A 669-nucleotide genomic window follows, 5' to 3' on the forward strand; every position below is an offset into this window, starting at 1 on the left:
GGCCCCCCGCGATGCCGACCTGCTGGAACGGATCGGCGAAGGGGTGCATCCCCTCGCGTCCGTCCTGCGCGCCCGGATCGAAACCGGCGCGCTGAAGCGGCTGGTGGAACGGGGGCTGGTTCAGGTCGCAGGCGTCACCCCATCGGATGCGAGCCATGTGGCCGGCCGGGTGCTTGCATGGGACGCAGGTGCGGCACGCAAGGCGCTGATCCTTTTCGGGCGCCGCCGCACTGGGGCAGGAACAATGCTGTCCACCAGTGCGGAAGCGGTAGCGGAAATGATCATCGACCGGCTGACCCGGCAGACGGTCACCGCCCTGCTGGAAGCGGCCTTTGCCGAAGAGGACGCCGCTGATTTCGACGGGATCGCCCCGGATATACTGGCGCGTCACGTCCTTTTGCGCCGTGGGCTCGCGGGGCATCGGGGTCTCGTCCGGCTATCGGCCGGGCTCAACCTGCCTGTCATCGGATTGGGCGCGTCGGCCCAAGCCTATTACCCGGCGGTCGGCGATTGCCTCGGGTGCGAGATGGTGCTGCCCGTCCACGGCGGGGTCGCCAATGCCATAGGCGCGGTTGTGGGCCGGATCACCATGCGGCAGGCAGGCAGTGTCACGGCCCCTTCCGAAGGGTGCTACCGGGTACACACAACCCAAGGCCCGCAGGACTTCGC

At 68.6% G+C, this 669-nt stretch carries 1 pseudogene; it reads left to right on the forward strand.

Annotated elements, in window-relative coordinates:
* Nucleotides 1-669, forward strand: a pseudogene (locus tag A3764_RS22555) (hydantoinase/oxoprolinase family protein); the annotation flags it as partial.

It is taken from the genome of Sulfitobacter sp. HI0129, from assembly GCF_001635395.1.
Classification (GTDB): Bacteria; Pseudomonadota; Alphaproteobacteria; order Rhodobacterales; family Rhodobacteraceae; genus Sulfitobacter.